Origin of the sequence: Streptomyces kanamyceticus, from assembly GCF_008704495.1 — a bacterium.
GTDB classification, from domain to species: Bacteria; Actinomycetota; Actinomycetes; order Streptomycetales; family Streptomycetaceae; genus Streptomyces; species Streptomyces kanamyceticus.
Genome location: NZ_CP023699.1, coordinates 3,908,547 through 3,933,757 on the forward strand (window position 1 = coordinate 3,908,547; position 25,211 = coordinate 3,933,757).

General features: G+C 71.1%; 25 protein-coding genes. 11 read left to right on the plus strand and 14 right to left on the minus strand.

What is annotated here, in order from left to right; genetic code table 11:
* Positions 1–52: 52 nt before the first annotated feature.
* Positions 53–784 carry a TetR/AcrR family transcriptional regulator gene (locus CP970_RS15955; RefSeq protein ID WP_055545563.1) on the minus strand — a complete coding sequence of 244 codons (732 nt, stop codon included), beginning with the start codon at positions 782–784 and terminating at the stop codon, positions 53–55.
* An 88-nt stretch (positions 785–872) separates the two neighbouring features.
* On the opposite strand from CP970_RS15955, the gene CP970_RS15960 reads away from it, so the two are divergent.
* Both CP970_RS15960 and CP970_RS15965 read left to right on the plus strand, forming a co-directional pair.
* Positions 873–1,490, plus strand: a complete 618-nt coding sequence (locus tag CP970_RS15960; protein ID WP_055545561.1) for an NADPH-dependent FMN reductase — start codon at positions 873–875, stop codon at positions 1,488–1,490.
* 27 nt (positions 1,491–1,517) lie between these two features.
* Positions 1,518–3,104, plus strand: coding sequence for an MDR family MFS transporter (locus tag CP970_RS15965; protein WP_055545559.1), 1,587 nt, complete (start codon positions 1,518–1,520; stop codon positions 3,102–3,104).
* Here CP970_RS15965 and CP970_RS15970 read toward each other — a convergent pair.
* Both CP970_RS15970 and CP970_RS15975 read right to left on the minus strand, forming a co-directional pair.
* The gene (locus CP970_RS15970; RefSeq protein WP_055545557.1) at positions 3,056–3,490 is read right to left on the minus strand and encodes a hypothetical protein; all 435 of its coding nucleotides are present in this window, start codon (positions 3,488–3,490) and stop codon (positions 3,056–3,058) included. The genes CP970_RS15965 and CP970_RS15970 overlap by 49 nt on opposite strands.
* A gap of 156 nt (positions 3,491–3,646) precedes the next feature.
* Positions 3,647–4,504: an arylamine N-acetyltransferase family protein gene (locus tag CP970_RS15975; protein ID WP_055545555.1), complete on the minus strand. Its 858-nt coding sequence runs from the start codon at positions 4,502–4,504 to the stop codon at positions 3,647–3,649.
* A 187-nt stretch (positions 4,505–4,691) separates the two neighbouring features.
* Between CP970_RS15975 and CP970_RS15980 the strand changes: the two genes are divergently transcribed.
* Positions 4,692–5,375 (plus strand): uridine kinase, encoded by a 684-nt coding sequence (locus tag CP970_RS15980; RefSeq protein ID WP_398655189.1) that lies wholly within the window; start codon positions 4,692–4,694, stop codon positions 5,373–5,375.
* 199 nt (positions 5,376–5,574) lie between these two features.
* On the opposite strand, the gene CP970_RS15985 is transcribed toward CP970_RS15980, so the two are convergent.
* Positions 5,575–6,348: a SigE family RNA polymerase sigma factor gene (locus tag CP970_RS15985; protein WP_079043634.1), complete on the minus strand. Its 774-nt coding sequence runs from the start codon at positions 6,346–6,348 to the stop codon at positions 5,575–5,577.
* 248 nt (positions 6,349–6,596) lie between these two features.
* Between CP970_RS15985 and afsQ1 the strand changes: the two genes are divergently transcribed.
* From afsQ1 to CP970_RS16010, 5 genes are all read left to right on the plus strand, one after another.
* Positions 6,597–7,274: a two-component system response regulator AfsQ1 gene (afsQ1, locus tag CP970_RS15990; protein WP_055549335.1), complete on the plus strand. Its 678-nt coding sequence runs from the start codon at positions 6,597–6,599 to the stop codon at positions 7,272–7,274.
* Positions 7,271–8,818, plus strand: a complete 1,548-nt coding sequence (locus tag CP970_RS15995; protein ID WP_055549310.1) for a sensor histidine kinase — start codon at positions 7,271–7,273, stop codon at positions 8,816–8,818. The genes afsQ1 and CP970_RS15995 overlap by 4 nt, the downstream gene beginning before the upstream one ends.
* Positions 8,815–9,420: a hypothetical protein gene (locus tag CP970_RS16000; protein WP_055549311.1), complete on the plus strand. Its 606-nt coding sequence runs from the start codon at positions 8,815–8,817 to the stop codon at positions 9,418–9,420. The genes CP970_RS15995 and CP970_RS16000 overlap by 4 nt, the downstream gene beginning before the upstream one ends.
* A 39-nt stretch (positions 9,421–9,459) precedes the next feature.
* Positions 9,460–10,008: a VanZ family protein gene (locus tag CP970_RS16005; protein ID WP_055549314.1), complete on the plus strand. Its 549-nt coding sequence runs from the start codon at positions 9,460–9,462 to the stop codon at positions 10,006–10,008.
* A gap of 90 nt (positions 10,009–10,098) precedes the next feature.
* Positions 10,099–10,299 carry a PspC domain-containing protein gene (locus tag CP970_RS16010; RefSeq protein ID WP_055549316.1) on the plus strand — a complete coding sequence of 67 codons (201 nt, stop codon included), beginning with the start codon at positions 10,099–10,101 and terminating at the stop codon, positions 10,297–10,299.
* A gap of 71 nt (positions 10,300–10,370) precedes the next feature.
* Here the strand turns inward: CP970_RS16010 and CP970_RS16015 are convergent, their stop codons facing one another.
* Positions 10,371–10,709: a hypothetical protein gene (locus CP970_RS16015; protein WP_055549318.1), complete on the minus strand. Its 339-nt coding sequence runs from the start codon at positions 10,707–10,709 to the stop codon at positions 10,371–10,373.
* Between the two features lie 152 nt (positions 10,710–10,861).
* Positions 10,862–12,031, minus strand: a complete 1,170-nt coding sequence (locus tag CP970_RS16020) for an adenosine deaminase (protein ID WP_055549320.1) — start codon at positions 12,029–12,031, stop codon at positions 10,862–10,864.
* Positions 12,032–12,133: 102 nt separating this feature from the next.
* Here CP970_RS16020 and CP970_RS16025 point away from each other — a divergent pair, with 102 nt between their 5' ends.
* On the plus strand, positions 12,134–12,898 hold the full coding sequence (locus CP970_RS16025; RefSeq protein WP_055549322.1) for a dienelactone hydrolase: 765 nt from the start codon (positions 12,134–12,136) through the stop codon (positions 12,896–12,898).
* A gap of 46 nt (positions 12,899–12,944) precedes the next feature.
* On the opposite strand, the gene CP970_RS16030 is transcribed toward CP970_RS16025, so the two are convergent.
* Positions 12,945–13,922: a LysR family transcriptional regulator gene (locus CP970_RS16030; RefSeq protein WP_055549325.1), complete on the minus strand. Its 978-nt coding sequence runs from the start codon at positions 13,920–13,922 to the stop codon at positions 12,945–12,947.
* 63 nt (positions 13,923–13,985) lie between these two features.
* On the opposite strand from CP970_RS16030, the gene CP970_RS16035 reads away from it, so the two are divergent.
* Together CP970_RS16035 and CP970_RS16040 are read left to right on the plus strand one after the other, a co-directional pair.
* Entirely contained in the window at positions 13,986–15,278 is a 1,293-nt protein-coding gene (locus CP970_RS16035) for an MFS transporter (RefSeq protein ID WP_055549327.1), read from the plus strand.
* Positions 15,279–15,420: 142 nt separating this feature from the next.
* Entirely contained in the window at positions 15,421–16,404 is a 984-nt protein-coding gene (locus CP970_RS16040) for a sigma-70 family RNA polymerase sigma factor (RefSeq protein WP_055549328.1), read from the plus strand.
* On the opposite strand, the gene CP970_RS16045 is transcribed toward CP970_RS16040, so the two are convergent.
* From CP970_RS16045 to CP970_RS16080, 7 genes are all read right to left on the minus strand, one after another.
* Entirely contained in the window at positions 16,315–16,686 is a 372-nt protein-coding gene (locus tag CP970_RS16045) for an STAS domain-containing protein (protein WP_224058465.1), read from the minus strand. The two genes, CP970_RS16040 and CP970_RS16045, sit on opposite strands and share 90 nt — an antisense overlap.
* Positions 16,687–16,752: 66 nt before the next feature.
* The gene (locus CP970_RS16050; protein ID WP_055549331.1) at positions 16,753–18,639 is read right to left on the minus strand and encodes an eCIS core domain-containing protein; all 1,887 of its coding nucleotides are present in this window, start codon (positions 18,637–18,639) and stop codon (positions 16,753–16,755) included.
* A gap of 595 nt (positions 18,640–19,234) precedes the next feature.
* Entirely contained in the window at positions 19,235–20,512 is a 1,278-nt protein-coding gene (locus tag CP970_RS16060; protein WP_150493452.1) for a thymidine phosphorylase, read from the minus strand.
* Positions 20,513–20,653: 141 nt separating this feature from the next.
* Complete coding sequence (locus CP970_RS16065; RefSeq protein WP_150493454.1) at positions 20,654–21,055, minus strand: cytidine deaminase; 402 nt, start codon at positions 21,053–21,055, stop codon at positions 20,654–20,656.
* Positions 21,052–22,314: an ABC transporter permease gene (locus tag CP970_RS16070; protein WP_150493456.1), complete on the minus strand. Its 1,263-nt coding sequence runs from the start codon at positions 22,312–22,314 to the stop codon at positions 21,052–21,054. Before CP970_RS16070 ends, CP970_RS16065 begins: the two co-directional genes overlap by 4 nt.
* Entirely contained in the window at positions 22,311–23,456 is a 1,146-nt protein-coding gene (locus tag CP970_RS16075; protein WP_055555539.1) for an ABC transporter permease, read from the minus strand. Before CP970_RS16075 ends, CP970_RS16070 begins: the two co-directional genes overlap by 4 nt.
* The gene (locus CP970_RS16080; RefSeq protein ID WP_224059231.1) at positions 23,453–25,117 is read right to left on the minus strand and encodes an ABC transporter ATP-binding protein; all 1,665 of its coding nucleotides are present in this window, start codon (positions 25,115–25,117) and stop codon (positions 23,453–23,455) included. The genes CP970_RS16075 and CP970_RS16080 overlap by 4 nt, the downstream gene beginning before the upstream one ends.
* Positions 25,118–25,211 lie beyond the last annotated feature (94 nt).

A 25,211-nucleotide genomic window follows, 5' to 3' on the forward strand; every position in this document is an offset into this window, starting at 1 on the left:
CCCGGTCCTCCTCCGTCCAAGAGGGCCGGGGCTTCGTCATGCGCGTGCTACCTCAGATGCCGAGCCGCGCGGCGATCCCGTCGAGTACGCAGTCCAGGCCCGACTCGAACATCCACGTCTCGTCGTCCTTGCGGTCCGCGCTGTGCGCGTAGCGGTGGTACGTCGGGTAACGGCCCGTCGCCATCAGGTAGTTCATCTGCGGCGCGAGCGCGGTCCGCGACTCCTCGCCGGTGTGCCAGCCGTGCTCGTCGCGGTAGCGCCGCAGGACGACCTCGGCCTGCGTCGAGCCCTGCACATAGGCGTTGACGGTCCGGAAGGCGACCATCATCTGGTCGGCGTCGAGGCCGAGGCCGTCCAGGGACGCCAACTGCCGCTCGGCGACGGCCATCCGGCTCGGCGTGAGCGCGTACAGCGGGGTCGGCATGTGGGCCAGCCACGGATGGTTCAGCATCAGCTGCCGCGCCTGCCCGGCGAAGGCGTGCAGGACGTCGCGCCAGCCGGACACCCCATCGGGCACCACGAGCTCGCCCGTCACCTGCTCGACCATCAGCACCGCCAGCTCGTTCTTGTCGGCGACGTGGCGGTACGCGGCCATGGGCGCGACGCCGAGCTCGGTGGCGAGGCGGCGCATGGTGACGGCGGGGAAGCCCTCGGCGTCGGCGATCCGCACCGCGACCGCCGCGATCTTCCGCAACGTCAGCGCGGTGCGCTGGGTGGCTGCCGGGCGCTCGAGACGCTCCCAGAGCGAAGGGTCGGGCTGGCTCTTCTTCTTCTCTGTGGCCATGCGTACACCGTATCTCCAGTAGACGCCGTACACACTCGCGTGTACGTTGTACACGGAAGATACGTCGTACACATTCCAGGGGGATCCCATGACCGCAACCACCTCGCACCCGAACCCGAACCCGGCCCCGCTCCGCGTCGCCGTCCTCGTCGGCTCCACCCGCGAAGGCCGCTTCGCGCCCGTCGTCACCGAGTGGATCAAGGGGCACATCGCCCAGCGCGCCGACCTGAGCGTCGACGTCGTCGACCTGGCGGAGACCCCGCTGCCCACGGTCCTGCCCGACTTCGGCCAGGCGCCGCCCGCCGCCACCCAGGAGGCGCTCGCGCTGGTCTCACCGCGCCTGGCGGAGGCCGACGCGTTCGTGTTCGTCACGCCGGAGTACAACCACAGCTTCCCGGCAGCCCTGAAGAACGCCATCGACTGGCACAACACGCAGTGGCACGCCAAGCCGGTCGGCTTCGTCTCCTACGGCGGCATCTCGGGCGGCCTGCGCGCGGTCGAACAACTCCGCCTGGTCATGGCCGAGTTGAACGCGACGACCATCCGCAACACGGTCAGCCTGCACAACGTCTGGGGCCTGTTCGACGAGGAGCGGGCGATGCGGGACCCCCAGAGCGAGGCCGCCGCCAAGTCGATGCTCGACCAGCTCACCTGGTGGGCCCAGGCCCTGCGCGAGGCCAGGAACACCCACCCGTACGCCGCCTGACGCCACGTCACACACATCGGGGAAGCCATGAACCAGCGTACGGAAGACGCACCACCGCCCTCCCGCCTCGTCATCCTCGGGCTGCTGCTCGGCATCATCCTGGCGACGCTCGACGGCACGATCGTCGGCACCGCGCTCCCGACGATCGTCGGCGAACTCGGCGGCCTGGAGCACTTCTCCTGGGTGGTGACGGCCTATCTGCTCACCGCCGCCGTCTCCACCCCGATCTGGGGCAAGGCCGGTGACCTGTACGGCCGCAAGGGCAGCTACCTGGCCTCGATCACCGTCTTCCTCATCGGGTCCGTACTCTGCGGACTGGCCCAGGACATCGGCCAGTTGATCGCGTTCAGGGCGCTCCAGGGACTCGGCGCGGGCGGCCTCTTCGTCGGCGCGCTCGCCCTCATCGGCACGCTCCTGCCGCCCGCGCAGGCGGGCCGCTCCCAGTCGATGATCGGCGTACTGCTGCCCGCCGCCATGATCGGCGGACCGCTGCTCGGCGGCTTCCTCACCGACCAGCTGGACTGGCGCTGGGTCTTCTACGTCAACGTGCCCGTCGGCGCCGCGGCCCTCCTGATCGTCGGCCTGCTCATCCGGCTGCCGAGCACGCGCAGCACCGCCCGCGTCGACTACGCGGGCGCCGCGCTCCTGACCGTGGGCATCCTGGCGCTCACCCTGCTCGGGACCTGGGGCGGCACGACGTACGACTGGTTCTCCCCGCAGATCACGGGCCTCGCCCTGCTCACCGCGGCCGCGCTCGCCGCGTTCGTCCGCGTGGAGCTGCGCGCGCCCGAACCGATCGTGCCGCCGCGGCTGTTCCGCGACCGCAACTTCACGCTCGCCCAGGTCCTCACCTTCCTCGCGGGCGCGGCGATGCTGGGGGCGGCGAGCTACCTGCCGCAGTACATGCAGTTCGTGCGCGGCATGTCGTCCACGCGGAGCGGTCTGCTGCTGCTCCCTTTGATGCTCGGCATGATGGGCGCGCAGCTGTACATCGGGCGCGCGGTAGGTCACGGGGGTGCCTACCGCGCGTATCCGATCGTCGGCGGCGCGGTCGCCACGGCGGGCTCCCTCGCCCTGCTCACGGTCGGCGTGGGCACCGCCACGGCCGTGACCTCCGCGCTCACCTTCGTGCTCGGCGCGGGCCTCGGCTGCCTGATGCAGCCCGCCCTGCTGATCACCATGAACAGCGCGGAGCCCCGCGACATGGGCGCGGCGAGCGGCACCACCACGCTGCTGCGCACCATCGGCGGTTCGCTGGGCGTCGCCGTGCTCGGCTCGGTCTACACCGGCCGTCTCGCCGGCACCCTCACCGACCGGCTCGGCCCGGAGGGCGAGCGCCTCGCGGGCGGCCACCAGCTGACTCCCGCGGCCCTCGGCGACCTGCCGGGTCCTGTGCGGGACGCCTTCCGCGCCGGGGTCTCCGGCGGTCTGCACGGCGTCATGGTGGGCACGGCCGCACTGTGCGCGCTCACGTTCGCGGCGGCCTGGCTGATCCGCGAGGTGCCGCTGCGGTCCAGCACCGGGGCGACGCCCGGGACGGCACCCGAGGCGGCGCCCGAGGCCGGTCAGCCGGGCAGCAGCCCCGTCGCGGGACCGACCACCGGCAGGTCCTGAAGGGCCGCGCCCTCGGCGAGCGGCGCGGTGGCGACCGCCGTGCTGACCGGCTTGAAGTCGGCGATCTGGGTGCCGAGCGAGTTGTCGAGCGGGTCGACGCTGGTACCGGCCAGCGGGTTGAGCCGCAGGGCCTTGGCCGGGGCGAGGCCGCCCGCCGTCGAACGCTGCACCGCCTCCATGACCGCCTGTCCGGGGTCCCCCGCGTCGGCGTCGCCCGCGGGCGCGGAGAATCCGGCCGCCGGAGCGGCGGAGACCGGCTCCACCGCGCTCGCGTTCGCCGCGCCGCCCGCACCGAGCGCGGCGCCCGCCGCGGTGACGGTCAGGCCCACGCGCAGCAGGGCGCGAGCGCCGGGACGCGGGGAGTTGGATGCTGTGTTTCGTGCCATGGGTACCGCTCACATTCCGTACGTGTCGAGTGATCGAGCGCACACGTAGCGTAGTTGAGGCGGACGCCGCCGCCCAAAGCCGACCCGCGTCACGGACGGGTCCGTACTCGGACGCGTACCCGGGCGCTGCGCTGGCACTGGCGCTGGCGCTGGCGCTCAGACCAGCTTCGGCAGCAGCAGTTCGGCGTCCCGCTGCGACAGTTCGACCCCGAAGACGTCGGCCAGCACCTTCGGGACCTCGTCCGCGGCCAGCTCCCTGCTCTCCGGCGGCCCGGGAACGCCGGGCCTGACCGTGGTCAGCAGCCGGTTGTCGAGGAGGTGCAGCCGGTCCTCGTGCACACGCTGCGCGAAGACCCGGTCGCTGAACGGCGAGTGCGGGCTGGACGAGCCGAAGTGGTTGCTCACGCGCAGATCGGCGGGGTACTGCGGGTGGAGCGTGAAGGTGTGCCGGACCATCCACCCGTCACCGGTGGTGTCGGGCTGCCCGTCACCCGCGCGCACGGGCTGGTACAGCGCCCAGCCGTCGGCGCCCGGCGTCACCTCCTGGCGCCGCAGCCGGTACGCCCAGGTGCCGTCCGACACCTCGATGTCGTCGGCCAGCTCGATGGGCTCCAGCGGGCTCGACCCGAAACCGACGTCGCTCAGCAGGCGCCTGCCCCCGAGCTCCACCACGACCATGGCGTGCGACTCGGGCCTGATCTTGGCCGTCTCACCCATCTGCACCCGGCCCTGCACCACCGAGAACCGGAACCCGAGCCGCTCCAGAGCCGCCGCGTACAGGGTGATGTGCTCGTAGCAGGTACCGCCGCGCAATCCGCCGATCAGCTTGGCCTGGACCACATCGAGGTCGAGCGAACGCTGCTTGCGCAGCACCGCCTCCAGGTTCTCCCAGCGCACCGAGAGCACATGCGCCCGGTGCAGCGCCCGCAGCGTCTCCTCGGTGGGCGCGCGGTCCCCCTCGTAGCCGAGGTGGGCGAGATAGGCGTCGAGGTCGAGTGCGTCACCGTGCCACATGCGGAAGGTCCCCCTGGATCATCTGGGCCATCTGGATCATCGCGTCAACTGCCGTAACGCGTACGACATCGCCAGCGATCTCCCCCGCGACGCTATTCCGCGAGGAACCTCGGTCCTTGGTCCTCGGCCTTCCGGCGGAGGGTCCCGGACGCCCCGGCGGCCCCGCCCCCTTGCGCGTCGGTTGATAATGGTCGACGTTCCGGACAACTCACAGGGGAGAAGGGTCACCGCATTGAGCTCCCACCCGCCGATACCCACGCGTGTCGTGCTGCTCACCGGCCCCTCAGGATCGGGCAAGTCCTCCTTCGCCGCCCGCTCCGGGCTGCCCGTCCTGTGCCTGGACGACTTCTACAAAGAGGGCGACGACCCCACGCTGCCGCAGGTCCCCGGCAGTACGGACATCGACTGGGACTCCCCGCTCTCCTGGGACGCGGACGTGGCGCTCGCCGCCATCGAGGAGCTGTGCCGCACGGGACGTACGCGCGTGCCCGTGTACGACATCGCCACCAGCTCCCGGGTCGGACAGGAGACGCTCGACATCGAGCGCACGCCCCTGTTCATCGCCGAGGGGATCTTCGCCGCGGACATTGTGGCGCGGTGCGCGGAGACCGGTGTGCTCGCCGACGCGATCTGTCTGCGGGGCCGCCCCTCCACCACCTTCCGGCGGCGGCTCCTGCGGGATCTGCGCGAGGGCCGCAAGTCCGTGCCGTTCCTGCTGCGGCGCGGCTGGCGCCTGATGCGCGCGGAACGCGCCATCGTGGCCCGCCAGAGCGCGCTCGGCGCGCACCCCTGCGGCAAGGACGAGGCCCTGGGCCGGGTCGCCGCCGCGGCGGCGGGCCGCTGCGTCAAGGCACGCGCCGACGCCGCCTGAGAGACACGGCGAAGCGCCCGCCGGGCCGTAACCCGACGGGCGCGAAACTCCCCGGAGAACCGGAAAAGCAGCGAGGACCGGAAAGACCCCCCGGCCTTCCGGTCCCGCTACTTGTTTCCCCCGTGACTCCCCCGTGCTGTTCCCCCGTGTGTTCCCCCCTGCTCCCGCCGCGTCCCCCCGGAGCGGCGGCCCCCCATCCTCAGGCGACCAACTCGCCGAAGGACTCCTCCTGGTCACGGCCGAAGCTGAGGACGTCGTCCTCGCGCAGCCGGCGCAGGGAGCGCCAGATGCTGGACTTCACCGTGCCCACGCTGATGTCGAGGATGTCCGCGATCTCCGGGTCGGTGCGGCCCTCGTAGTAGCGGAGGACCAGCATCGTGCGCTGGAGTTCGGGCAGCCGGGCCAGGGCCTGCCACAGCACGGCGCGCAGCTCGGTGCCGCGCATCGCGTCCGTGTCGCCCACCGTCTCCGGCAGTTCCTCGGTCGGGTATTCGTTCAGCTTGCGGCGGCGCCACGCGCTGATGTGCAGATTGGTCATGGTGCGGCGGAGGTAACCCCCGACCGCGGCCTTGTCGCTGATCCTGTCCCAGGCCCGGTACGTCGAGAAGAGGGCGCTCTGCAGCAGGTCCTCGGCCTCGAAGCGGTCACCGGTCAAGTGATAGGCGGTGGCGTACAGAGAGGCGCGACGCTCCTGGACGTAGGCGGTGAACTCCGCCTCCGACAGGGACTTCCGCTCCCCCGAGTCCTCCCTGTACGCGGCTCCCCCGTCTGTTCCCGCAGGAACGACGTGTCCCCCGTGTCCCCCGTGTCCCCCCTGGCAGGCGTCAACCACCGTCATGTACGTGGTGTGCTGACGCCCGGTGCCGCGAGCGCACCCCCGCCCGCTCACGGCACCGGACTTCTCAGAGCCCCGTCCGACGTCGTGGAGACGCGTGACAACTGCGCTTGAGCTGGTGCTGTGCAGCGTATTCATCTCGCGCCCCCCGTCGGTGGAGTCCGGCTTGATCGGTTGTGCTTCGGTGCTTCTTGCTTGTGACCAGAACTCTGCCCGAGGCACTTCATGACGGTGTCCGCCGACTGTCACAGGCCTGCAACAGCGCTTCGCACCCCCTTTCGCGCGTGAGGGTGACGTGTGGGAGGGGGTACCTCCCAACTCTCTTCACAGCTTGGGGGAGCTCCAGCAGTCGAACTAGGGCCGTGGCATGGGACAGAATGACGTCCGTGCCTTCCCTGTTGCTGATCGAGGACGACGACGCCATCCGGACGGCCCTGGAGCTTTCGCTGACGCGCCAGGGACATCGGGTGGCCACTGCTGCCACCGGCGAGGACGGCCTGAAGCTGCTCAGTGAGCAGCGGCCGGACCTGATCGTGCTGGATGTGATGCTGCCGGGCATCGACGGGTTCGAGGTGTGCCGTCGCGTCCGGCGCACCGACCAGTTGCCGATCATCCTGCTGACCGCGCGCAATGACGACATCGACGTGGTGGTCGGCCTGGAGTCCGGCGCCGACGACTACGTGGTCAAACCCGTGCAGGGCCGGGTGCTCGACGCCCGGATCCGTGCCGTGCTGCGGCGCGGTGAGCGCGAGGCCAACGACGCGGCGACGTTCGGTTCGCTCGTCATCGACCGCGCCGCGATGACCGTGACGAAGAACGGCGAGGACCTGCAGCTCACGCCGACCGAGCTGCGGCTGCTCCTGGAGCTGAGCCGCAGGCCGGGACAGGCCCTGTCCCGCCAGCAGTTGCTGCGCCTGGTGTGGGAGCACGACTACCTCGGCGACTCACGGCTCGTCGACGCGTGTGTGCAGCGCCTTCGCGCGAAGGTGGAGGACGTGCCGTCCTCGCCGACCCTGATCCGTACGGTGCGCGGCGTCGGATATCGGCTGGACACGCCTCAGTGACCAAACCGCACGACAAGCTCCGCGGCTGGGCCGCGGCACGCAAGGCGATACTGGCCGGTTTGCGCTTCACCAGCCTGCGGCTGCGACTGGTCGTGGTGTTCGGCCTGGTGGCGCTCACCGCCGCCGTCTCCGCGTCCGGCATCGCGTACTGGCTCAACCGCGAGGCCGTGCTCACGCGCGCGCAGGACGCGGCGCTCAAGGACTTCCGCCAGCAGATGCAGACGCGCGCGGGCGCGCTGCAGGTGCATCCTTCCCAGGAGGAACTGCAGTCCGCCGCCGGGCAGATGGCGACCAGCAGCCAGCGCTACAGCGTGCTCCTGGTCGCGGCCAAGAAGGGCGGCGGGCAGATCGTCGGCTACTCCGACCTGGACGAGTTCACGCTCGCCAAGGTGCCCGAGTCCCTGGAGAAGGCGGTCAACGAGGAGCAGCCGGTCACCTCGGGCAACAAGAGCACGTACCACCTGTACTGGCAGCGCACCGTCGTGCACGGCACGCCCTATCTGGTGGGCGGCGCCAAGGTGAACGGCGGCGGCCCCACCGGGTACATGCTCAAGTCCCTGGAACCGGAGGCGAAGGATCTGAGTTCGCTCGGCTGGTCGCTGGCGATCGCCACGGGGCTCGCCCTGATCGGCTCCGCGCTGCTCGCGCAGGCCGCGGCGACGACCGTCCTCAAACCCGTGCACCGCCTGGGGGTTGCCGCGCGGCGGCTCGGCGAGGGCAAGCTGGACACCCGCCTGAGGGTCTCGGGCACGGACGAACTCGCCGATCTCTCCAGGACGTTCAACAGCACGGCGGAGAGTCTGGAGAAGAAGGTCGACGACATGAGCGCCCGCGACGAGGCGTCGCGCCGCTTCGTCGCCGACATGTCGCACGAGCTGCGCACGCCGCTGACCGCGATCACCGCGGTGACCGAGGTCCTGGAGGAGGAGCTCGACGCGGAGACCGGCTCGGTCGACCCGATGATCGAACCCGCCGTACGCCTGGTGGTGAGCGAGACGCGGCGCCTCAACGACCTGGTGGAGAACCTCATGGAGGTCACCAGGTTCGACGCGGGCACCGCGCGGCTCGTCCTGGACAACGTGGACATCGCCGACCAGATCACCGCGTGCATCGACGCGCGCGCCTGGCTCGACGCGGTCGAGCTCGACGCGGAGCGCGGCATCATGGTGCGCCTGGACCCGCGCCGCCTCGACGTGATCCTCGCCAACCTCATCGGCAACGCCCTCAAGCACGGCGGCTCCCCGGTGAAGGTGTCGGTGCGGCTCGCGGGCGACAAGCTCGTCATCGCCGTACGGGACGGGGGCCCGGGCATCCCCGAAGACGTGCTGCCGCACGTCTTCGACCGCTTCTACAAGGCGAGCGCGTCCCGGCCGCGTTCCGAGGGCAGTGGCCTCGGGCTCTCCATCGCGCTGGAGAACGCGCACATCCACGGCGGCGAGATCACGGCCGCCAACTCGGCCGAGGGCGGTGCGGTGTTCACGCTGTGGCTGCCGCGCGACAGCTCCGACGCCGAGGACGAGCGGGCCGAAGGGGGCCAGGCATGAACGGGCGAGGGATGCGCGGCGCGGTCATCGGCCTGGTGCTCGCCGCCGCGCTCACGGGCTGCGGGATCCGGTCGACGGAGGTGCCGACCGACTTCGGGCCCGCGCCGTCGCGGATGCCGTGCGTGATGTCGAACTCCGCGACGCTGTCCTCGCAGTCGGGCGACGGCGTGCCCGTCCAGGTCTTCCTGGTGTGCGCGTCGCAGCTGGTGACGGTGGACCGGAGCGTGCAGATCCGTACGGACAAGGCGACCGCCGACCAGGTGCGCATCGCGCAGACCCTCCTCGACGAGCTGGCCACTCCGCCGTCGGACCAGGAGAAGCAGGCGGGCTTCGTCACGGACGTGCGGGCGGGCACCACGGTGACGGGGCCCGGTGACGACGACCCCGACGGCACGCTCCGCTTCAGTACGCCGCCGGAGGATCTGTCGGCCTTCGCGCTCGCCCAGATCGTGTGCACGCTCGCGGACAGCGCGGCGGCCGACGACCACTCGGTGATCATGGGCGGGCCCGCTGGGACACCGCTGCGGCGCTATGAGTGCACGCAGGAGGTCCGCTCGCGGCCGGGCACCGTGGCACCCCCCACACAGAGCGTGGGCTCCTGACGCGGAACCGATCCTGCCGTTCCCGGCGTCTTGGGGGGCGTGCGTCAAGGCTCGGGCGGCCGCATTGCCGCCATCCGCTTCCGTGCGGCGGGGGGATTCCTCCTCGCCGCACATCTTCTGCTCGTCGGGTGGATCACGCTGCGTCCGCTGGACGTGCCCTGGGTGAGTGCCGCGAATCTGCAGCCGCTCGCCGGGATCAAAGCGGACCTCGCGCTCGGCGGCCTCCAGGCGACCCGCCGGATCGGCGAGGCGCTGCTGCTGCTCGCCCCGCTCGGGATACTCCTCCCGCTGGCGGGCGGGCGGCTCGTGGTGTCGCCCTGGGGTTCCCTGGTGCGAACGGTGGCCGCGGGAGCGCTGCTCTCCCTGGGCATCGAGCTCCTGCAGACCGGGGTGCCCGGGCAGGTCGTCGACATCGACTCGCTGCTGCTCAACACCCTCGGGGTGGCCCTCGCGCACGTCGCCGTGGTGCCCGCGACCAGGGCTTGGCTGCGCCGCCGGAAGGAGCCGGGGCTGTTCAGGGCCCTCCCCCGGGAGGAGCTGTCTCAGGGTCCGACCCCGACGATTCCCAGGGTCGGTATCGCACCGTAGAGCGACGCTCGCCGCTGTTCGCGACCGTACCTTTGAAGCATCGAGGCCGACGAGGAAGCCTCACACCCACGGTTCGCGAAGGAGCCCGACATGACCGCCCTTGCCCGCCCCACCCACGGCCGGATGATCGGCGGAGTGTGCGCAGCCCTGGCCAAGCGTTTCGGCACGTCGACGACGACGATGCGCGTGATCTTCGTGCTCTCCTGCCTGCTGCCGGGACCGCAGTTCCTGCTCTACATCGCGCTGTGGGTCCTGCTGCCCTCGGAGGACAAGGCCCGCCAGGCCTGGTGACCTCGCGCGGACAACACGATGGGGCGCCCCTCACGAAGAGGGGCGCCCCATCGGCGTACGTACGAGGAGGGTCAGCCGAGCGGCAGGCCACCGGGGAGGGCGCCGGTCGCGCCGCCGACGGGCAGGCCACCGAGCAGGCCGGAGACCGCGTCACCGGGGCCGGGCGTGCCGGGCTTCCCAGCGGCGTCCAGGCCACCGGTGAGGGCGTTCTGCCCGGCGGCGAGGGACTCGGGGGCCCCGGCGGGGAGGGTCTTGGCGGCCTGGTCCAGCGGGAGCGCGGAGGAGACGGTACCGAGGGCGGCAGCGGCGTCGGGAACGGCGGGGGCGGCGTTGGCGGCACCCGCGCCGGCTGCGGCGAAAGCGGCACCGAGAGCGGCGACACCGATGGTCTTGGCGGCAGACTGCTTCATCTTCTATGCATCCTTGCGTCTTTGGACGACGGGGCTTCGAGTGGTCCAACGACGGTGATGAGCCACGATCACGGCCCACAAACAACGAATTAGCGGCCGGGAATGATGACTCCCGACCGCTGACGCGTCACACAAAGAGGTGCGAATTCCCGCTAGCCCTCGACAGAAGTGCTGGTCGAGACGGTCTGACGGAACAGCCATTCGGACTTCAGCTCGGCATAGCCGGGCTTGACGACGTCGTTGATCATGGCCAGTCGTTCATCGAAAGGAATGAATGCTGATTTCATCGCATTGACAGTGAACCACTGCATGTCGTCGAGCGTGTAGCCGAACGTGCCGACCAGGTGCTCGAATTCGCGGCTCATGCTGGTGCCGGACATCAGGCGGTTGTCGGTGTTCACCGTCGCGCGGAAGTGCAGCTTGCGCAGCAGGCCGATCGGGTGCTCGGCGTACGAAGTGGCGGCGCCCGTCTGCAGGTTGGAACTCGGGCAGAGCTCCAGCGGGACGCGCTTGTCGCGGACGTACGAGGCGAGGCGGCCGAGCTGGACCGTACCGTCCTCCTCGACCTTGATGTCGTCGATGATGCGCACGCCGTGGCCGAGGCGGTCGGCGCCGCACCACTGCAGTGCCTGCCAGATCGACGGCAGGCCGAAGGCCTCGCCCGCGTGGATGGTGAAGTGGTTGTTCTCGCGCTTGAGGAACTCGAAGGCGTCGAGGTGGCGGGTGGGCGGGAACCCGGCCTCCGCGCCCGCGATGTCGAAGCCGACGACGCCCAGGTCGCGGTAGCGGTTGGCGAGTTCGGCGATCTCCAGGGCGCGGGCCGCGTGCCGCATGGCGGTGAGCAGCGCGCCCACGCGGATGCGGTGGCCGTTCGCCTTCGCGCGGCGCTCGCCCTCGCGGAAGCCCTCGTTGACCGCCTCGACGACCTCTTCGAGGGTGAGGCCGCTCTCCAGGTGCTGCTCGGGGGCGTACCGGATCTCGGCGTAGACCACGCCGTCCTCGGCGAGGTCCTCGGCGCACTCGGCGGCCACGCGGTGGAGGGCGGCCTTCGTCTGCATCACGGCGCAGGTGTGCGCGAAGGTCTCCAGGTAGCGCTCCAGGGAGCCGGAGTCGGCCGCCTCGCGGAACCAGATCCCGAGCTTGTCGGGGTCGGTCTCGGGCAGTCCCTCGTACCCGTTCTCGCGGGCGAGGTCGACGATCGTGCCGGGGCGCAGGCCGCCGTCGAGGTGGTCGTGCAGGAGCACCTTCGGGGCCCGGCGGATCTGTTCGGCACTGGGCGTTTCGCGGTCCGTGTGACCGGTTGCGTGAGTCTGGCTCGTCATTTCGGCACTCTAGCGCCTACGCGCGTAGAACTCACTGGTCGATACGTAACAGTGACCCTGCGGACGGGTGGCGTACACCATCGCTTCTGACACTGTTCTGTCATGGCACAGCAAGGGACGGCGGGGCCGACGGGCACGGCGAGGCTCGGGCGCGTGATCGGGACGGGGCCCTCGGCGGTGAGCGGAGTGGTGCTCCTGCTGCCCGCCGGCACCGAGACATCCACCCGCAAGCCGTCGCCGCTCGCCGCGGGCGGCGTCCGCGCCCTTGGCCGCAGACTCGCCCAGGACGGCCGCGATGCGGGTCTCGCCGCCCATGTCGTGCACTACGGCTGCCGGGGGTGGAACGGGGCGCAGGCGCAGCTGGCGCGGGACGCGACCTGGGCGGTGGAGGAGATCGTACGTCGCTACGGCGATGTCCCCGTCTGTCTGGCCGGAGTCGACATGGGCGGCCGCGCGGCGCTGCGCGCGGGCGGGCACGAGGCGGTCAACTCCGTTCTGGCGCTGGCCCCTTGGCTGCCCGAGGACGACGTGGCCGCGCCGCCCGAGCCGGTGAAGCAGCTCGTGGGGCGCCGGGTCCTCGTCGTCCACGGCACGAACGACGAACGGACCGATCCCGAGCTGTCGTTCCGGTACGCGGAGCGTGCGAAGAAGGCGAACCGGGACGTGTGCCGGTTCGAAGTGCACTCCGACGGGCATCGGTTGCACCAGCATCAGGCCGAAGTGCTCGCGCTTGCCTCCGACTTCGCGATGGGTGTGCTGTTCGGGGCGGATTTCGCGCGGCCGTTGGAGGACGCGTTGGCGGCTCCGCCGCCGTTGGGGTTGCGTATGCCTCTTGCCTCCGGCTTCGGGCAGTCTCTTCGACGGTGAGTCTGCGACGGGCTGGTGTCGATCACCGGCTTCGCCGAGTTCGTCCTCAATCGCCGGACGGGCTGATACCTGCCTGCGGCAGCAGCCTCCCCTTCCTGCTCAGCAAGAACTCCTTGAACGCCGCCACCGGCGGAGTGTCGGGGTGGCCGCCCAGCCACGCCACGCCGATCTCGCGGACCGCTCGCTGGCCCGTCACCGTCAGTTCCACAACTCCTGGGCGGGGGACGGCCGGTGGAGGCAGGAGAGCCACTCCCAGGCCCGCCGCGACCAGGCCGCGCAGTGTCTCCGCCTCCTCGCCCTCGAAGGCCACGCGGGGCTTGAAGCCCGCCTCCTGGCAGAGGTCGTCGGTGATGCGGCGCAGGCCGTAGCCGGGCTCCAGGGTCACGAAGGCCTCGTCGGCCGCCTCGGTCAGGCGGACGCGTTTGCGGGTGGCGAGGCGGTGGTCGTCGGGGACCACCAGGCGCAGGCGCTGCTCGTCGAGGCGGCGGGCGACCAGGTCGGGGGCGTCGGGCACCGGTGAGGTGAGGCAGAGGTCGAGCTCGCCCGCGCGCAGGCGTTCGATCATCGCCTCGCCGTAGTTCTGGACGAGGCTGAAGCGGACGCGCGGGTGGTCGGCGCGGAAGGCGCGGAGCAGGCCTGGGACCGTCTCCGAACCCATGGTGTGCAGGAAGCCGAAGGCGACCTTGCCGGTCGCCGGGTCGGCGTCCGCCCTGACCGACTCGGCGGCGCGCTCCACCTCGCCGAGCGCGCGCTCGACCGAGGCGAGGAAGGTGCGACCCGCCGGGGTGAGCGAGACCGTGCGGCCGCGGCGCGCGAAGAGGTCGACGCCGAGGTCCCGTTCCAGGCGTACGAGTGCGCGGGAGAGCGTCGACTGGGGGATCTGCATCTCCTGCGCGGCGCGCGTGACGTGCTCGGTGCGGGCGACTCCCGCGAAGTACGCGAGGCGCGGCGCGAGGAGCGTCACGATGTCCTCCGCGTCACTGTTGCGTGACAGGCGCGGCGCTGACCTCTGCTGATGCTGCATGGGAACGATTATGGGGTTTCCATGCATTGGACGCATCAAAAAACCGGCCGTACGTTCTTGGACATGCCTCCTGCCAGTAGCGGGGCGTCCGCCACCCATGCGGTCGCCCTCACCCCGCCGTCCCCCGCCATCGACACCGACACGCGCCTGACCCCCGGCGGGCCCGGCTACCGCCGCATGAGTTTCGCGCTCTTCCTCGCGGGCGTCGCGACGTTCGCGCTCCTCTACTCCACGCAGGCCCTGCTGCCCCTGGTCTCCGCCGACTTCGGCGTGAGCGCGAGCACGGCGAGCTGGACGGTGTCGGCGGCGACCGGGGCGCTGGCCCTCTTCGTCCTGCCGCTGAGCGCGCTCAGCGAGCGGTTCGGGCGGCGCGCGGTGATGACGGCCTCGCTGACCGTCGCCGTGGTGGTGGGACTCCTCGTCCCCTTCGCCCCTTCGGTCGAGGTGCTCATCGCGCTGCGCGCCGTGCAGGGCGCGGCGCTCGCGGGGCTTCCCGCGTCCGCGATGGCGTTCCTCGCCGAGGAGGTGCGGCCCAAGGCCCTGGTCGCCGCGATCGGCATGTTCGTGGCGGGCAACTCCATCGGCGGCATGAGCGGGCGCATCATCACGGGCTGGGTCGCGCAGGCCTGGGGCTGGCGCGCGGCGGTCGGCGTGGTGGGCGTCATCGCGGTGCTCTGTGCCCTCGCCTTCCGCGCGCTGCTGCCCGCGCCCCGGCACTTCACGCCGGGCTCGCTCAGCCCCAAGTCCCTCGCGCGTACGGTGCGTACGCATCTGTCGGACCCGCTCCTGTGCAGGCTGTACGCGATCGGGGCACTCTTCATGACCGTGTTCGGCGCGGTCTACACGGTGATCGGCTACCGGCTCACCGAGGCGCCCTTCTCGCTCCCGCAGGGCGTCATCGGCTCGATCTTCCTCGTCTACCTCGTGGGTACGGTCTCGTCGGCCGCCGCCGGGAAGCTGGTGGCACGGCTCGGGCGGCGCGGGGCGCTGTACCTCGCGGTGAGCACGACGGCGGGCGGACTGCTGCTCTCCCTGTCCACCTCGCTGATCATGGTCCTGCTGGGGCTCGTGCTGATCACTGCGGGCTTCTTCGCGGGCCACGCGGTCGCGTCCTCGTCGGTGAGCCGCACGGCCACGACCGGGCGGGCGCAGGCGTCCGCGCTCTACCAGTCCGCGTACTACCTGGGCTCCAGCGCGGGCGGCACGCTCGGTGCCGTCGCCTTCCACGCGGGCGGCTGGGGCGGCACGGTGGGGCTCGGGATCCTCGCGGTGCTCGGCGTCGTGTCGGTCACCGTGTGGGGCTCGCACGCGGCCCGGGTGCGGGAGCGGCGCGGTCTGCTGGCCGCCGCGCACTGACCGGGCGCGCGCCGCCCTGCCGCACAACTGGCCCCCGCCTGCGGGTTCTCCCACTCCGGGGGCCGTTGTCAGTGGGCTGCGGTAGCTTCCGGAGTGGGCCTTCTGCCGGGCCCTTCGGAAGTAGCCGCAGGGGTGGGTTGGGATGAGCGACATCGCAGGGACGACGACCGATCTGGACAGCACGCTGGAGAAGTACCGCGTCGAGCTGACGGGGTACTGCTACCGCATGCTGGGCTCGGCCTTCGAGGCCGAGGACGCCGTGCAGGACACGATGGTGCGCGCCTGGCGCAGCTTCGAGAAGTTCGAGGGCCGCTCCAGCGTCCGCTCGTGGCTGTACCGCATCGCGACGAACGTCTGCCTGGACATGCTGAACGCAGGCAACCGCCGCGCCCGTCCCATGGACCTGACCGCCGCAGCCCCGCTGGCCCAGGCGGCGCTCACCCCGCGCCCGGACAACACCTGGCTCGAACCGATGCCGGACGCGCGCGTCCTGCCCACCCTGCACGACCCGGCCGAGGCCGCCATCGCCAAGGAGTCGGTGCGCCTGGCGTTCGTCTCCGCCCTGCAGAACCTGCCGCCCAAGCAGCGGGCCGTCCTGATCCTGCGCGAGGTCCTCGCGTGGAAGGCCAGCGAGGTCGCCGAGCTGATCGACACCTCGGTCGCCTCGGTGAACAGCGCGCTGCAGCGGGCCCGCGCCACCCTCGCCGAGCGGCCGGGCGACGACACGGCCGTCTCGAACCCGCTGGACGAGGAGCAGCAGAAGCTCCTGGACCGCTATGTCGCCGCCTTCGAGGGGTACGACATGGCCGCGCTCACGGCGCTGCTCGCCGAGGACGCCGTCATGACGATGCCGCCGTTCGACCTGTGGCTGCGCGGCACCGAGGACATCACGGGCTTCATGACCACGGTGGGCGCGTCGTGCGCCAACAGCCGCCTCCGCCCGGTGAACGTGAACGGCACCCCGGGCTTCGCGCACTACAAGCCCGACCCCGACAACGGCGGCTTCTCGCCCTGGGCGATCCAGGTCATCGAGATCTCAGAGGGCCGCATCACCGGCTTCCACTGCTTCCTGGACACCCCGCGGTGGTTCCCGCTGTTCGGCGTGCCCCTCCATCTCGACGACTAGCCCGAGGAGTTCGACGAGACCGACGAGCCCGAGCAGGGCGAGCAGGGCTGGGGTGGGGTTCCTGAGCCGGATCCGGCCCCCGGCCCTGCGGGCGGCGAGCTGCAGCCTGGCGATGGCGTCGACGGTCGACATGTCGGCGGTGGTGACGTCGGTGACATCACAGATCACGTCGCCGCCGCCGGGCCCGTGCCGGACGGCGGCGACCTGTTCGCACAGGGGTGGGACATCGCCGGGGCGCAGTGGCCCGGCGATCCGGATGAGGTTCTCTGCTGAATCGGCCACGCAAGGATGACTCGCGGGGCCGGTGGAACTCATCGGTGCCGGGCCGTACCGACGTCGGTCAGGCGGTCAGGACTCCGTCGGCTGCTGCTGCCGTCGCCTGCGGACCCGCAGCGTCAAGGGGTTCACGAAGTCGCCCCGGCCGCTGTCGTACTGCTGCTCGTGGAAGGTCTGGCCCGCGCCCGAGCCGTACATGCGGAAGAACCACTTGCTGTTCCACTCCTCCTTCGCGGCGGCCAGGCGCATGAACTCCTGGGTGCCCTGCTGGACGTTCCCCGCGAGGCCCTGGAGCAGCTTGTTCACCTGGTCCATCTCCGAGCCGCGGGGCAGCGGCTTGCCTCCGGGGCGCAGCAGCGGGATGGCGGTCTTCGCCTTGAACTGCTCGACCAGGCTGGGGAGCAGTTCCTTGAGCGCGTCACCGGAGTTGCCGGTGCGGGTGTAGTTCTCCAGGGTGACGCGGTCCTGGCCGTCCGCGCTGATCGCCGCCACGCCCGCGAAGTGGAAGCCCCAGATGTCCTGCGGCCGTTCCGTGGGGGTGGCGGAACCGGCGAAGTCGAGCTTGTCGCTCTGGCCCAGGGAGACCGTGGTGAAGCCCTCGCCCACCTCGGGGGCGGCGGCCTTGTTCACGCCGAGGCCCGCCGAGGCGGCGTCCATCGCTTCGGGGCGCTCGCGCAGGGCGCCGCCGTACCGCTTGGGGGTGGCCGTGTCGGGCTCGTCGGTGTGTTCGGCGTGGTCGGCGAGCTCGCCCGCCACGGAGTCGACGGTGGCGTCCTCCCAGGGCCTGGCGTCCTGGCCCGCGAGGACGACGTCCGTCTGCCTGCCGCCGCCCATCAACTCGCGGGCCACGTCGATGCATTCGGACTTCAGCAGGTTCGCGAAGCCCGACGGGGCGTTCGTGGGGTTGTCGCGCGTCTCGGGCTGTACGCGCTTGAGGACGACGGAGCTGCCGTCGGCGGGCCTCTGCACGGAGATCTGGGCGCCGCGGGCCGCGAGACGGTACTTGCTGCCGACGCCGTTCTGACCCCACAGGGCTTCGTTGCTGGCGTCGATGACGGCCTGCGTCGCGTAGAACTCCTTCGGCTCGCGCTCGGTGTCGTGCACGGCCATCGTTCCGTCGCCCGCGACCCTGAGCGGCAGGCCGAGCTCTCCGGCGGGCGGTTCCTGCCCGGTCTCCTCGGCCACGTCCTGCTGGAACGGGTCGTGGGTGCGGGCCCCGAGGTGGTCCACCGAGTGCTTGCCGATCCGCTCCGGGTCCTCGACCAGGGTGCCCTGCGGTGACTGCGACTCGAAGTAGGGGCCCTCGTCCTGCTCGCTGACCAGGCTCTTGACGCGGCCGGTGGCGTATCGCTGGACGGCGCCGGTGCGCGTGGTGCTCGGGTTGTCGTTCTGAGATACGGCCGTCGCGGGTGCGTCGGCCGACAGTGCCCGGTGGGCGTTGGCCTCCGCCTCGCGCTCGAAGCGGTCGGCGGGGTCGGAGACCTTCAGGCCCGTGCCGTCGTCGGTGCCCGCGACCGGGCCCTGCCGCTGCTGGATGACGTGCGTCAGCTCGTGGGCGAGGGTGTGCCGGTCGGCGCCGCCTTCGCCGATGACGACGTGGCTGCCCGAGGTGTAGGCGCGGGCGCCCACCTCCGCCGCGGACGCCTTCGCGGCGGAGTCGGTGTGGACGCGCACGTCGGAGAAGTCGGCGCCGAGCCGGGCCTCCATGTCGGTGCGGGTCGTGTCGTCGAGGGCCTTGCCCGCGGAGCGCAGGACGTCGTGGACGGCGGAACGTTGGACCTGCGGTTCGTCGCGGGCGGGTGGGTGGCCTGCCTGGCGCAGCAGCTGGACCACGGCGGCGTTGCCCGCGCCGCGTTGCAGGCCGAGGAGGCCTGCGGGCGGCGACGCGCTCCCGGGCCTGCGGGCCGGGACCCGGGGCCTCTCGGTCCCGGTCGCTCTGGTGCGGTCGTGGTCGTGCAAGGTGGCGTCTCCCCGTGCGGGTTGCGGATCTCCTCCTGCATACGGGGTGGCGGGCCCCTGGGCCAGAGGCGGAAGGGCAGGTCCACGTGCCCTTCCGACCAGGGCCCCGTCAGGGGCGCGGGGAACTGCGCGCCCAGCCACGACGCACCGGCACCCAAATCCCCGAGCCTCCGTGGCCCCTGGGGCTCCGCCCCAGACCCCGCTCCTCAAACGCCGGAGGGGCTGAATTTTCCCGCCCGAGGCGCTGAAGTTCCGGGCCCCGCCCGGAAGACCGGAATTGCTCGCCTCGCCCGAAAGACCGAAGAGCGGGATGCGCTCACCCCGCCGAGGCCGAGGCTCCGGGCCCCGTCAGGGGCGCGGGGAACTGCGCGGCCAGCCACGACGCAGCCGCACCCGAATCCCCCAGCCCCCGCCGCCCCTGGGGCTCCGCCCCAGACCCCGCTCCTCAAACGCCGGAGGGGCTGAACTTTCCCACCCGAGAGCCCGGAATTGCCCGCCCCGCCGGGGCTGAACTTCCGGGCCCCGTCAGGGGCGCGGGGAACTGCGCGCCCAGCCACGACGCAGTCGCAGTCGCAGTCGCAGTCGCACCTGACCCCTAACCGATCCGATCCAGCACAATCGCCCCCGGCGAGAAACCCGTTCCGGCGGGAGCGATGTCGTACGCCGCCTCCAGCGACTGGAGCGCGTACTCGAAGCGGGACGGCGTGTCCGTGTGGAGGGTGAGCAGGGGCTGGCCCGCCACCACGGCCGCCCCCGGCCGCACGTGGAGTTCGACGCCCGCGCCCGCCTGGACCACGTCCTCCTTGCGGGCGCGCCCCGCGCCGAGGCGCCAGGCGGCGACGCCGATGTCGTACGCGTCGAGGCGGGTGAGGACCCCGGACGTGGGGGCCGTCACCACGTGCCGCTCCCGTGCCACCGGCAACTCCGCGTCCGGATCGCCGCCCTGCGCCGCGATCATGCGGCGCCAGACGTCCATCGCGGAGCCGTCCGCGAGGGCCTTCGCCGGGTCGGCGTCCGTCAGGCCCGCCGCGTCCAGCATCTCGCGGGCGAGGGCGAGGGTGAGTTCGACGACGTCCGCCGGGCCGCCACCCGCCAACACCTCTACCGACTCGCGGACTTCGAGCGCGTTGCCCGCCGTCAGGCCGAGCGGCGTCGACATGTCGGTGAGGAGCGCCACCGTGCGTACGCCGCTGTCCGTGCCCAACTCGACCATCGTGGAGGCGAGTTCGCGGGCGTCGTCGAGGTTCTTCATGAACGCGCCGGTGCCGACCTTCACGTCCAGGACCAGGGAGCCCGTCCCCTCGGCGATCTTCTTGGACATGATGGAGGAGGCGATGAGGGGGATGGCCTCGACCGTTCCCGTCACGTCGCGCAGCGCGTAGAGCTTCTTGTCCGCGGGGGCCAGGCCGTCGCCCGCCGCGCAGATCACCGAGCCGACGCCGTCAAGGACGTTCAGCATCTCCTCGTTGGAGAGCAGCGCGCGCCAGCCGGGGATGGCCTCCAGCTTGTCGAGGGTGCCGCCGGTGTGGCCGAGGCCCCGGCCCGACAGCTGCGGCACGGCCGCGCCGCACGCGGCGACCAGCGGCGCGAGCGGCAGCGTGATCTTGTCGCCGACGCCGCCCGTGGAGTGCTTGTCGGCGGTGGGGCGGGAGAGCGAGGAGAAGTCCATGCGCTCGCCGGACGCGATCATCGCCGCCGTCCAGCGGGCGATCTCCTTGCGGTTCATGCCGTTCAGGAGGATCGCCATGGCCAGGGACGACATCTGTTCGTCGGCGACCGCGCCGCGCGTGTACGCGTCGATGACCCAGTCGATCTGCTCGTCGCTGAGCTCGCCCCGGTCGCGCTTGGTGCGGATGACGGAGATGACGTCCATGGCATGTCCTTCCAGCAGTACAACGGCGTACGTGCGTACATACACACATAGGTATCTTCGCGACTCTACGCGCATAGAGCCAGGAGATGAAGGTGGCCCCGCACCGGGATCAGGAAGATCCCAAGGGCGCGGGGCCGACGTTCAGTTGAGGCGTTCGGGGCCGAACGCGTCCGGCAGCAGGTCGCCGAGCGTGCGCACCCCCGACGACGTCTCCAGGAGGAGACCCGCGCCCCCGAACTCGTACAGGAGCTGGCGGCAGCGGCCGCACGGCATCAGGATCTCGCCCTTGCCGTCCACGCAGGTGAAGTGCGTGAGACGGCCGCCGCCGGTCAGCTGGAGCTGCGAGACCAGGCCGCATTCGGCGCACAGGCCGAGGCCGTACGAGGCGTTCTCGACGTTGCATCCGGAGACCGTGCGGCCGTCGTCGACCAGGGCCGCCGCGCCGACGGGGAAGCCCGAGTAGGGCGCGTACGCACGGGACATGGCCTCGCGCGCGGCCTCTCGCAGGGCGTCCCAGTCGGCGTCGACAGCGGTGGTGCTCACTTGCCTTGTCCCCTTCGGTAGGGCATTCCGTCCGCCTTCGGCATCCGCAGCCGCTGGGCGGAGAGCGAGAGGACCAGCAGGGTCACGACGTACGGGGTGGCCGTGACGACCTGGTTGGGGACCTCGTCGGTCAAGCCGTACCACAGGAACATCAGCGCGGAGACGGCCGCGGTGATCACCGCGGGCACGTAGCGCTTGCGCCAGGCGAGGTAGACCGCGCCGATGACCAGCAGGATCGCGAGGAGGAGGAGCAGCGCGTGGACGTTCGTGCCGCCACCCCGGAGCTTCAGGCTGTCGGTGTAACCGAACAGGCCCGCGCCGAGCGCGAGTCCGCCCGGCATCCAGTTGCCGAAGATCATCGCGGCGAGGCCGATGTAGCCGCGGCCGCCGGTCTGGCCCTCCAGGTAGATGTTGGAGGCGACCAGGGAGAGGAAGGCGCCGCCGAGGCCCGCGAGGCCGCCGGAGATGACCACGGCCAGGTACTTGTACTTGTAGACGTTCACGCCGAGCGACTCGGCCGCGATCGGGTTCTCGCCGCAGGAGCGCAGGCGCAGGCCGAACGAGGTGCGCCACAGGACCCACCAGCTCAGCGGGATCATCGCGACGGCGACCACGGTGAGCGGGGAGACGTTGGTGATCAGGCCGCCGAGCAGGCCCGCGAGGTCGGAGACCAGGAACCAGTGCTTGCCGTTGAGGTCGGAGAGCCAGTCGGAAAGGCCCGGCACGGAGAAGCTGCCGAGCGAGTCGACGGGCGGCGACTGCTTGGAGGTGCCGCCCTCCTCGCCCTCGAAGGCGAAGGTGGAGAGGTAGCGGGTCGCGCCCAGGGCGAGGATGTTGAGGGCCACACCGGAGACGATGTGGTTGACGTTGAAGGTGACCGTCACGATCGCGTGCAGCAGACCGCCGAGCGCGCCGCCGAGGATGCCGAAGAGGACGCCGACCCAGGGGCCCCACTGGTATCCGGCGAACGCGCCGAACCAGGTGCCGAGGATCAGCATGCCTTCGAGACCGATGTTGACCACGCCCGCGCGCTCGGCCCACAGGCCGCCGAGGCCCGCGAGGCCGATCGGCACGGCGAGCTGGAGGGCCGTCGACATCTGTCCGGTGGAGGTGATGCCGTCGGCGCCCGTGATGATGCGGACCGCGGAGGTCAGTACCAGGACGCCCGCGATGACCAGCATCAGGACGGGGAGCGAGATGCGGCGGCGGCCCGGCGCGGGCTGCTTGGCCGGGGGCTTGGCCACGGATGCCGTACTCATCGGGCAGCCACCTCCTTCACGGAGTCGTTGTTGCCGTTGCCGTTGCCGTTCGCCCGTGCGGCGGCGGCCAGTTCCTCACCCACGCGCTGCTGCTGGCGGCGCAGACCCCAGCGGCCCACCGCCTCGTAGGAGACGACGACCGCGATCACGATGATGCCCTGCATGATCACCGCGATCTCCTTGTCGTACGGCTCCGGCTGCGCGTAGTCCAGGGCGGGCGACGCCTTGTCGAGGAAGGCCCAGAGCAGTGCGGCGAGCGCGATGCCGACCGGGTTGTTGCGGCCGAGCAGGGCGATGCCGATGCCGATGAAGCCGAGTCCCGAGGGGAAGCTGAGGCTGTACGTGTGGGTGTCGCCGAGCAGGATCGGCATGCCGGAGAGGCCCGCGACCGCGCCCGAGATCAGCATCGCGGTGAGCGCCATGCGCTTGGCGTTCACGCCGCTGGCCGCGGCGGCGGACTCGGAGGCGCCGGTGGCGCGCAGGTCGAAGCCGAAGCGGGTGCGGTTGAGGATCAGCCAGTACAGGACGCCCGCGAGGATCGCGACGAACACGAAGCCGTAGATCTCGCCGGAGGCGCCCATGCTGATGCCGGGGAACCAGCCGGACTCCTTCATCACGCCGGTGGTCTGGTTGTTGCCGACCGGGACGCCGAAGTTCTCGGTGAGCGTGAGGTAGCCGATGACGCTCGTCGCGATGGCGTTCAGCATGATCGTCGCGACGACCTCGCTGACGCCGCGGGTGGTCTTCAGGACGCCCGCGATGCCCGACCAGAAGGCGCCGGTGAGCATCGCGACCACGATCAGGAGCGGGATCTGCAGCGCGGCGGGCAGCGCGACGTGCGCGCCGACGACCGCGGTGATCATCGCGGCGAGGCGGTACTGGCCGTCCACACCGATGTTGAACAGGTTCATCCGGAAGCCGATGGCCACCGCGAGCGCGGCCAGGTAGTACATCCCGGCCTGGTTGATGATCAGCACCTGGACGTCGGAGTACGTGGCCTGCTCGAACATCAGGGAGTACGGCTCGATCGGGCTCTTGCCCGAGGCGAGCAGCACGCCCGAGGTGAGCACCACGGCCACGACGAGGGCGATGACAGGGCCTGCCACCGCGAGGAGCACGCGCTCCTTGTCGAACTTCTTCATCGGGTCTCGTCCTCCTCGGAGCCGTCACCGGACTCGACGTGTTCCAGGTGACCGGAGGAGGCGCCGGTCATCGCCGAACCCAGTTCCTCCGGCGTGATGGTGGCCGGGTCGGCGTCCGCCACGAACCGTCCGCGGTAGATCACGCGGAGGGTGTCGGAGAGGCCGATCAGCTCGTCCAGGTCGGCGGAGATCAGCAGGACCGCGAGGCCCTCGCGCCGTGCCTCGCGGATCTGGTCCCAGATCTGGGCCTGCGCGCCGACGTCCACGCCTCGGGTGGGGTGGGCGGCGATCAGGAAGCGCGGCTTGTGGCTCATCTCGCGGCCGACGATCAGCTTCTGCTGGTTGCCGCCGGACAGGGAGGCCGCGGTGACGTCGATGCCGGGCGTACGGACGTCGTACTCCTCGACGATGCGGCGGGTGTCGGCCTGGGCGCCCTTGGGGTCCAGCCAGAAGCCCTTCGCGTTGGGCTTCTCGGTGACGTGGCCGAGGATGCGGTTCTCCCACAGCGGCGACTCCAGGAGGAGGCCGTGGCGGTGGCGGTCCTCGGGGATGTAACCGATGCCTTGTTCGCGGCGCTTGCGGGTGGGGAGTCCTGTGACGTCCTCGCCGAGGAAGCGGATGGCACCGGTGTCCGCGTGCTTCAGGCCGATGAGCGCGTCGATGAGTTCCGTCTGGCCGTTGCCCTCGACACCGGCGATGCCCATGACCTCGCCCGCGTGGATGGTGAACGACACGTCGTCCAGGACGCGCCGCACCTCCCCGCGCTGGACTTCGTCCATGAGCAGGCTCGCCGACGACTTGCCGGTCGACACCATGCCCTTGTCGTACACGCTGAGGTCGGCGACCTCGATCACGGGACGGTCGGTGACCGTCGACTCCGCCGTCTCCGGGGTGGGCAGCTCGCTGCCGACCATCAGCTCGGCGAGCTGGCGGGGCGTCGTCTCGGACGGGATCGCCGTGCCCACCGTCGTGCCGCGCCGGATGACCGTGATGTCGTCGGCCACGGACAGGACTTCACCCAGCTTGTGCGAGATGAAGATGACGGAGAGGCCCTCGGACTTCAGCCCGCGCAGGTTGTCGAAGAGCGCGTCGACCTCCTGCGGCACGAGCACGGCCGTCGGCTCGTCCAGGATCAGTGTGGTGGCGCCGCGGTAGAGGACCTTGAGGATCTCCACGCGCTGCCGGTCGGCGACGCCGAGGTCCTCGACGTACGCGTCGGGGCGCACCCCGAGGCCGTACCGCTCGGAGATCTCGGCGATCTTGCGGCGGGCCGCGCCGCCGATGCCGTGCAGCTTCTCGCTGCCGAGGACGATGTTCTCCAGGACCGTCAACTGGTCGGCGAGCATGAAGTGCTGGTGCACCATGCCGATGCCGCGGACGATCGCGTCGGCGGGGCTGGAGAAGGAGACCTGCTCGCCGTCGACGGTGATGGTGCCCTCGTCCGGCTTCTGCATGCCGTAGAGGATCTTCATCAGGGTCGATTTGCCCGCGCCGTTCTCGCCGACGAGGGCGTGCACGGTGCCCTTGCGGACGGTCAGGTGGATGTCGTGGTTGGCCACGACGCCCGGGAAACGCTTGGTGATGCCGCTGAGCTCAACGGCGGTGCCACCGGCGGCGGTTGGTGCCTTGCCGGTGGGCGGAGGGCTGGTGGACGCGTCGATGGCGCACTCTCCTCGGAGGCCGAAAGGCCTTGAAGGGCCTGAGGGAAAGGGGCCGCCTACGCGCGCAGTGCCCCTGCTTTTGGGCAACTTCCCT